This window comes from Nocardia sp. NPDC004722 (genome assembly GCF_053601505.1).
In genome coordinates this window covers 1-7,411 of the sequence record NZ_JBSGBY010000429.1, presented here as the reverse complement: position 1 = coordinate 7,411, position 7,411 = coordinate 1, and the positions used below count along the sequence as shown (strand labels likewise).

The window sequence follows — 7,411 nt, the reverse complement described above, 5'->3', positions numbered from 1 at the left end:
CGACGTGCTGCTACGGGCGGAACCCGAACCATTGCCGTAGCGCCGACAGTGGTGAGCCACGACCTGGCTCGGGTGCCGTGTGTCGGCTTGCGCGGGACAACATCGTGGCGAGCAGACTCGACAAGACGGCGACAAAGGCCGCGATGAGGCCGATCGCCGCCGGGGGTTGGTAGACGAAGTGGTTCTTCGGAAGGCTGGCGTTGGCGAGAAGGAACTCACCGATCACAGCGCCCATCGCGATCACCGCGCTGATGAACGACACCGACACCAGCCCAGGTCGGTCCGTTGCCAAGAACCTTCCGGCCGAGATCACACACGTCACGATCGCAATAACCGCACAGAGCAGCACAACAACGACGACAGGATCGAACGGGAAGGTGTAGCCGCCGGCGATACGCCCTTGCAGGGGAATGAAGTGCACCATCGTCGGCCACCCTCCCGGAATACCGTCTCGTTGCTCGGCCGTACCCCAGGGCGCGCACATCGTCGCGACGAGAACGATCGCGGCAACCAGTGTCATACACACGGTGGCGAACACCGCACGCGTCGCACGGCGTTCGGGTCGCCGCAGGTCTTCGGCTAGGTCGGGTATCTCGGGCTCGGCTTGCGCGGTCCACGGAGCAGGCCGCGCGACGGCGGCCGTAGTGGTGATCGCGGCCCGAGCCGCGGCCGCGAGTTCGCCCGCGGACCGGTACCGCTGATCGGGATCCTTGGCCATACCCCGGGCGATCACAGCATCCAAATACGGTACGGGTGAAGGCATTTGGCGACTGGGCTGCGGCGGAGTCATGGTGAGATGCGCGGCGATCTGTTGTTCTGCGCTGTTGCCGGGGAACGGAGTCTGTCCGGTCAAACACTGGTAGAGAACGCACGCCAGCGCATACACATCCGATCGGCTGTCAGCCGTGCCAGCGGTGAATCGCTCGGGTGCCATGTAGGCGAACGTACCAATCGTGGCGCCCGTGCTGGTCAGCTCGGTTTCGCCGGTAGCGCGAGCGATTCCGAAATCGATGAGGTAGACGAAACCGCGGGAGGTCACCAGAAGGTTGGACGGCTTGACATCTCGATGAATCAACCCCGCGCCATGCGCGACGTCGAGCGCCTCCGCCGCCTGCTCGATGATCGCCACGACCTCGCCAACCGGCAGCAAACCCTTTTGAACAAGAACCGAATCCAGACCGGAGCCGTCTACCAGTTGCATCGCCATGAACAGGTGCCCGTCGATCTCCCCGTAGTCGAAGATCGGCACGATATGCGGATTTCCCAGCCCCGCTACGGCCCGCGCCTCGCGCCGGAATCGTTCGCGGAACGACCTGTCGGCAGCAGTATGACTGTGCAGCACCTTCACCGCCACGGTGCGATCGGTCTGTGTGTCGTGGGTCCGATACACCTTCCCCATGCCGCCTTCGCCCAGCACCTCCATCAGCAGGTATCGCCCGAACCGGGTCCCCTCCACCGTCATCCCCCACCACAGTCGCACAACATGTTTCGATCATCATCGCAGACGCACCCAACCACTGAGACAACTCGCACGCATACGCCCGTGGTGAGCCTGCTCCCACGCATTCCTGTTGTGTGACTGAGGCGTTCAGCCCGTAAGCTCACTCGCCGACATGGATTCGAGCGGGGGGATTACGATGACGGCAGCGATCTTGGCGGCGGTGGCGGGACTGCTCGGGATCGCGGTCGGTCGGCTGTGGGATTCCCGAACCGAGTCCTCACGGTGGCGTCGCGACCAGAAAACCGCGAGCTATCAACGTGTTGCCGAGCAGTTCCGTATCACCTACGAGACCCTGCGCGCCATCGCGCTGGCCGATCCGCAGGACTCGACTACGGCCGAGATGGTCCGCGAGGCACGAATCAGCAGCTTCCAACCCTGGGACAGCGCCTGCACGGCCGTCTGGCTGCACGGCGGAACAGAGGTGGTCACCGCGACGTCCGAACTGGACTGCGCGCTGACGAAGCTTGCCGCGGATGCACAGAAAAACACGTTCACCGTCACTGACTGGGATATCGCGCGGGCCCCTGCCCGGGAAGCCTTCGAGCATTTCATCCGTACGGCCCGTCGCGAACTCGACCTCCCGCCGGTAACCGCGAAACTGATCATGGACGCCGACAACTGAACCCGCCCCACGAACGTCCGCACTGAACCCGCCGCTGGTCGATACCGCCGACACGAGGCGTGAGGAAACAGTCCGCGGCCAGCACCACCACACGTTCATCATCGACCAGCCGCGCACCCAACGACACGACCTAGGTGTACCGAGCTCGGAATCGCTTCCTACCGGCACGATCCAGTAGTTTCACGGCGGAATTCGATGTCCGCTAATGTCGCGTCCCCGGTGCGGTCCGCAACCTAGCGGACGATCAATGGCCGCCGGGATCGGGGCCGTCACGTTGTCCGCATGGGCGTGCGTAGGGGAACGTGCCGACTATGTCGGGCCCAATCTCTCAGGTTGAGCGCTATGGTTGTCTGGCCTCAGTCACGCTGGGGGCCTGTGCAATTGGGGGAGAGATGGTCACGACGTTGGTTGCCGGTTTGGCTGGCGTGCTGGGGGTGGCTGTCGGCAAGTTCTGGGACACTCGCTCCGAGTCGACTCGGTGGCGGCGCAATGAGAGGACGGCCAGCTACAGACAGCTGATCGACGCTTTCTTGGAGTTCCGATTGGCCATCACCCATCGCAGGCACGGCGACGCTCCCGACCACGATTGGACCTCACAGCGTCATGCCTGGGTCAGATCGCTTGCGGCTTTGTGGCTCTACGGCTCGGACTCGGCAGTCAGCGCCGGCAAGCAACTCGACATCGCGCTCACGGATCTGGTTGCCTCCGCTCAATCCACGGGTCCCTGGAATGACGCCAGCCAAGCGACTCGGGACGCCTTCGATCAGTTCGTGCAGGTAGTCCGCACGGAGTTCCGGCTTCCAGATTTGACGGAGAGCTACTTCGATGAACTCTCCTGACCACTTCTCGGCTGGAAAGTGCTGGGGTACATGATGATGCGGGTGCCGCTGCAGTAGTAATCGCCTTGGCCGGTGGCGCGGCGTCTGCTTGACTCGTGGGGTGGAATGGGTGCGGGAGTTCTACTCCAGGAGCGGTTCATGGTGGGGCGAGGCCGAGGCTCGGCTGACTGATCGAGATCATCGCAGAGTGGATTTACTACGCGCGCACGGGATTCCGACGGGCCGGATTCTGGAACTCGGGTCCGGGTACGGTACGACCGCTGTGGCGACTGCCGGGGCGGGGTACTCGGTGACCGCGGTCGAGATCAGCGACCGCGCGGATTTCACCCACGGGTTGGCTCAGAGCGTGGCTGAAAGCTCCCTGACCGTTCACAAGGCCGACTTCTACGAGGTTCACCTCGACGGCCAATTCGATGTCGTGTGTTATTGGAACGGATTCGGTGTCGGCTCCGACGCGAATCAACGCAGGTTGCTGCGCCGGATCGGGTCCGAGTGGCTTCGGCCGGGCGGAACAGCGCTCATCGATGTCTTCAACCCGTTCGTCTGGGCCGGTTGGGACGGCGACGAGGAACACCGGACGTCGAATCCCGCTGCCGGTTACGACCATGAGCTCAGAGAGCGGATCCAGTTCGATCCGGTGACCTGCACGGCGATCGACACCTGGTGGGAGACATCGGATTCGGACCACCCGATCAGCCAGGTCTTGCGCTGCTACACACCCGCCGATCTGGCGCTGTTGCTCGACGGGACGGGATTGTCCCTGACGGCGATCGTCGTGGGAGACGATGCGATGTCGCTTTCACCGCAACCCGGTCTGGGTAGCTTGCTGCGAGAGCATCACGAGTACCTCGCGGTCCTCCGTACGGTTGACGACGGAGACTTGCCTTCACTCGCTCCGGATGAGACATCATCGGCGCATGTGAGTGGGTAGCCTCGTCGTCGGTAATGGCTGAGCCAGACTCGGTGTTGTCGGCGACGCCATGGCGACCAGGTCCACACGTGCGGCGACACGGTCGGGAGTACTCAGCGAGGTAAAGCGGACAAAATTCCGCAGTGAGTACTCCCGAGCCTTCAATCACGCACGCCAGATTGGCGATCGACGATCGCACTCACTAGCCGCGACCCGGGCGGGGTCGGCTTTGGGGTCACCGGGTGATGTCGGTACCCGCGTCTATGTTCGGCGCGGGAGGACACCATGAGCATGACCGAGATCATTTACAAGACCGGGGACGCGACCATCCCCAATGCCGACGGATCCGCGGTCATCGCGCATATCTGCAACGACCGCGGACACTGGGGCAAAGGCTTCGTCGTCGCCGTGTCCGCACGATGGAAGCAACCCGAGCGTGCCTACCGGGACTGGTACAAGCAGCGCGAGTCCAACGACTTCGGTCTGGGCGCAGTGCAGTTCGTTGAGGTCGCACCGGATGTTCACGTGGCCAACATGATCGGCCAACACGGCATCCGATCGAGCGCCGACGGACCACCGATTCGCTATGAGGCGGTCGATCATGCCCTGGAGAAACTCGCCGAGTTCGCCGCGGTATCGAACGCCTCGGTACACATGCCGCGGATCGGGTGCGGACTAGCAGGCGGAACCTGGAGCCGGATCGAACCTCACATTCACGCGCGTTTGTCCAGCCGTGGCATCAGTGCCGTTGTATACGACCTGGAATGATCCTGGTGCTCGAGAACGCCCTGAACTGCCGCTGGGGCGCGCGGACTGAAACGGCCAGCGCAGCGCGGCAGAAGACCAACCAGCCGTTCCGAACTAATCCGCCCCGGACGTCCGCCATTGCCGAGAGTTTGGTGCGTTGAGTGGCTAGCGATGCCGAGGCTGAGGACTGACGCGCTCGGTCATTTCACGGCCGAGGGCGACGGCAGCGGTGATGGTCGCGGGGTCGCCGTGGATCCAGACGGTGGTGTCTCAGTCGGGCTCGGCGAGGTCGATGAACGCGATGTGCTGGATATCGTCATAGCTCGCGCGGAACGCTTCGGACAGGCGTTGGTACGCGGTAATGGTCTGGTCCGTCCGTGGTTCAGATGGCCTGCAGGAACAGCGCGTATCGGTATCGGTCGGGCAGGCCCGAGAGTTCCAGGGTGCTGTCGAATGGCCTCGCGCTGGTGGCGTCCGGATGCCGTTCGAGCACCGCCGCCACCAGTTCACCGGTACTGACCGCGCCGCAGCGTAAGTATCTACCCGGGTGACGCGGTCAGTTGAAGACGGTCATGTCGACGTGTGCGCGGTCGGGCCAGAATTCGTCGATGACCAGGTCCTCGATGATGTTCCGACTGGCGCCGACGGCGATGTGGACGGTGCCCGACTTGTGGTCCTGCTCCGATTCGTCGAGTTCGTCTTTGGGGTAGAGCACGATGTCGTAGGTGAGGTCTATGGAATCGTCTGTGTACCACTGGATATTGAAGTTGATGATCACACGTACTTCGTCGCCGTCGTCTTGCGTGAAGGAGAAGAACGCCCACGGATCGTCGGCCCCGAGTTTCACGGTATTGCCGAAATGAGGGTCTGCGGTAGTGTCGCTGAAGACACCCCGGTCCACCATGTCCGTATGGCCCTGCACCCGGACCGTGTGCCGATGTCCATCGGTGCCGTTGAGCTGTCGGCGCCACACCGACCAGCCCTCGGTCGCGGCACAAAGGAAATGTGCTCCGCTGGGATCGCGGACGAAGACCAGATCGCGCAGGCGCGGCGCGGCGGGCAAACCTGCCGAGATGTCGTCCCAGTTCAGGCCGTTGTCGCGGGTGACGAAGACCTGGGTGGCCGTCGCGACGAATACCGCTTCCGGATAGCCGGTCGTATCGGTCGCCAGGCCGACGAAATCACCCAGGGCGGCAGCCGGACCCGGCAACTGTGTCCAGGTTGACTCCCTAAAGACCCACAGCTGCTGTCCAGCGGCGATCGCGAACGCGTAGTACCGCGTGTGCACCACCAGCCGGGCGATAGTGCCGGGCAACGGTTTCGGCGTGGTGTCGTGCACGTGCCAGCTGTCGGGCATCAGCTGCAGCAGCCGCCCGGTGCTGGTGCCGACGATGAGGCCGTTGCCATCCCCGGAACCGATCGAAGTCGCGTATTCCGCGCCTGGTCCGACCCCATGACGCCATAGGCCCAGGGTCGCGAGGCGCTTCCAATAGGGGTGCGGCGTCGCGGCGAACATCCCGTACAGTGTCTGATCCTTCACCGCGACGGCGACGAGCGGTTCGTTATTGCTGTTCGCCCAGCTCGGCGCGGTGACGGCGGCGAGCACATCCGGTGACCCGAGGCCGTCGGCCACACCGTCGAGCGGGACCACGCCGTCAGACAGCGGCTGTGTGGGAAAGATCGAGAGGTTGGTGAAAGTGCCGGAAGGTCGATCGAACCATGCTTCACGCACGCGATTGCCGAACTCCACATTGTTCTGATCGACCGTCGAGGTGTCGCGGTAGATGAGTTTCCCGTCGTATAGCAGCGCCACCTGTTCGCCGTCGCCCTCGTCCAGCGGCCGCCACGGTTGGTTCGCCGGGTACAAAGAGATGTAGGCATCCCCGTTGTCCTGAAGGCTCATTGCCATTACGCCCGCGGATCCGCCGCGTGCTGTCAGGAACCCGCGTTCGGTGGGCTGGTAGTTGCGGTCCACGCAGCGGGCCTTGAGGTTTGGCAGTTTCTGATTGGCGAGGGAGGAGTGGGTTGCTCCCAGATCCGTCGTCACGGCCATGCCGCCGTCGCTACAGATGAACAGGGTGCGCTCGTTGGGATCGAGGTCGTCGAACTCGACCGCGTGCACGCCCGTGTGCAGGTGCCTAGTGGTGCCGGGCATCATCGTCCACGTCGCGCCGCCGTTCTCGGAGACAAAATAGCCGTGGCGCCAACCGACGACGACCACAGCTGGGTTCGTTCCGACGGCAATGCAGTTGTTGCGGGCCTGCTGATCGCCGGGTGTATTGGTCGTCGGGTAACCGAACAACGGCGAATGGTGCAGCACGTTGTTACCGGTCGCCGCCCACGATCGGCCACCGTCGCCGGACCGCAATACCTGGTAGATGCTGTCGCGCGTGCCGTGGTACTCCCCGGCTACGGCGTACATCACGACGCGATCGTACGGGCAGCTCGCGATGGAGGTGCGCATGAACATCTGGCTGTCGGTATTGCCCAAGAATTTGGCCTCGCCGAAAACGAGTGGGCCGGTGAGACTCTGCCATTCGCCCACGAACAGTCCGCCGCGCGGCGGCACGTCCTGCGGCGTGCCCCAGGCCGCGGCCACCACTGTCCGCCGAGGTCCGAGCGCGATGCCGCTGAACGGTCCGGCGGTCAGATTGAGAGCGGTGTCGAAGGTGTAAGCACCGCCGGCGATCGGAATCTCGGACCAGTAGACCCCTGTCTGACACGCCAGCACGATGGTGTTCGGTTCGGACACGATCACCAGGTCGTAGATGACGCCGGTATTCAACGCATTG

Annotated in this window: 6 protein-coding genes; 4 read left to right on the top strand and 2 right to left on the bottom strand. The window is 63.7% G+C overall.

The window, feature by feature from the left end; all coding sequences use genetic code 11:
* Window positions 1-10: 10 nt before the first annotated feature.
* Window positions 11-1,462 carry a serine/threonine-protein kinase gene (locus ACWELQ_RS32135; protein WP_452400786.1) on the bottom strand — a complete coding sequence of 484 codons (1,452 nt, stop codon included), beginning with the start codon at window positions 1,460-1,462 and terminating at the stop codon, window positions 11-13.
* Window positions 1,463-1,652: 190 nt separating this feature from the next.
* Between ACWELQ_RS32135 and ACWELQ_RS32130 the strand changes: the two genes are divergently transcribed.
* The 4 genes from ACWELQ_RS32130 to ACWELQ_RS32115 all read left to right on the top strand — a co-directional run bounded on the left by ACWELQ_RS32130 (window position 1,653) and on the right by ACWELQ_RS32115 (window position 4,640).
* Window positions 1,653-2,123, top strand: a complete 471-nt coding sequence (locus ACWELQ_RS32130; RefSeq protein WP_452400785.1) for a hypothetical protein — start codon at window positions 1,653-1,655, stop codon at window positions 2,121-2,123.
* Window positions 2,124-2,515: 392 nt separating this feature from the next.
* On the top strand, window positions 2,516-2,962 hold the full coding sequence (locus tag ACWELQ_RS32125) for a hypothetical protein (protein ID WP_452400784.1): 447 nt from the start codon (window positions 2,516-2,518) through the stop codon (window positions 2,960-2,962).
* A 100-nt stretch (window positions 2,963-3,062) separates the two neighbouring features.
* Entirely contained in the window at window positions 3,063-3,893 is an 831-nt protein-coding gene (locus tag ACWELQ_RS32120; protein WP_452400787.1) for a class I SAM-dependent methyltransferase, read from the top strand.
* 264 nt (window positions 3,894-4,157) lie between these two features.
* A complete protein-coding gene (locus ACWELQ_RS32115) occupies window positions 4,158-4,640 on the top strand; it encodes a macro domain-containing protein (RefSeq protein ID WP_452400783.1) in 483 nt (160 codons plus the stop codon).
* 535 nt (window positions 4,641-5,175) lie between these two features.
* Here ACWELQ_RS32115 and ACWELQ_RS32110 read toward each other — a convergent pair.
* Window positions 5,176-7,218: a WD40/YVTN/BNR-like repeat-containing protein gene (locus ACWELQ_RS32110; RefSeq protein WP_452400782.1), complete on the bottom strand. Its 2,043-nt coding sequence runs from the start codon at window positions 7,216-7,218 to the stop codon at window positions 5,176-5,178.
* Window positions 7,219-7,411: the final 193 nt, after the last annotated feature.

What these genes read in the sequence shown, in the direction of transcription:
- ACWELQ_RS32135 (WP_452400786.1), bottom strand. Translation starts at nt 1,462, where the DNA reads ATGACGGTGGAGGGGACCCGGTTCGGGCGATACCTGCTGATGGAGGTG.
- ACWELQ_RS32125 (WP_452400784.1), top strand. Translation starts at nt 2,516, where the DNA reads ATGGTCACGACGTTGGTTGCCGGTTTGGCTGGCGTGCTGGGGGTGGCT.
- ACWELQ_RS32115 (WP_452400783.1), top strand. Translation starts at nt 4,158, where the DNA reads ATGAGCATGACCGAGATCATTTACAAGACCGGGGACGCGACCATCCCC.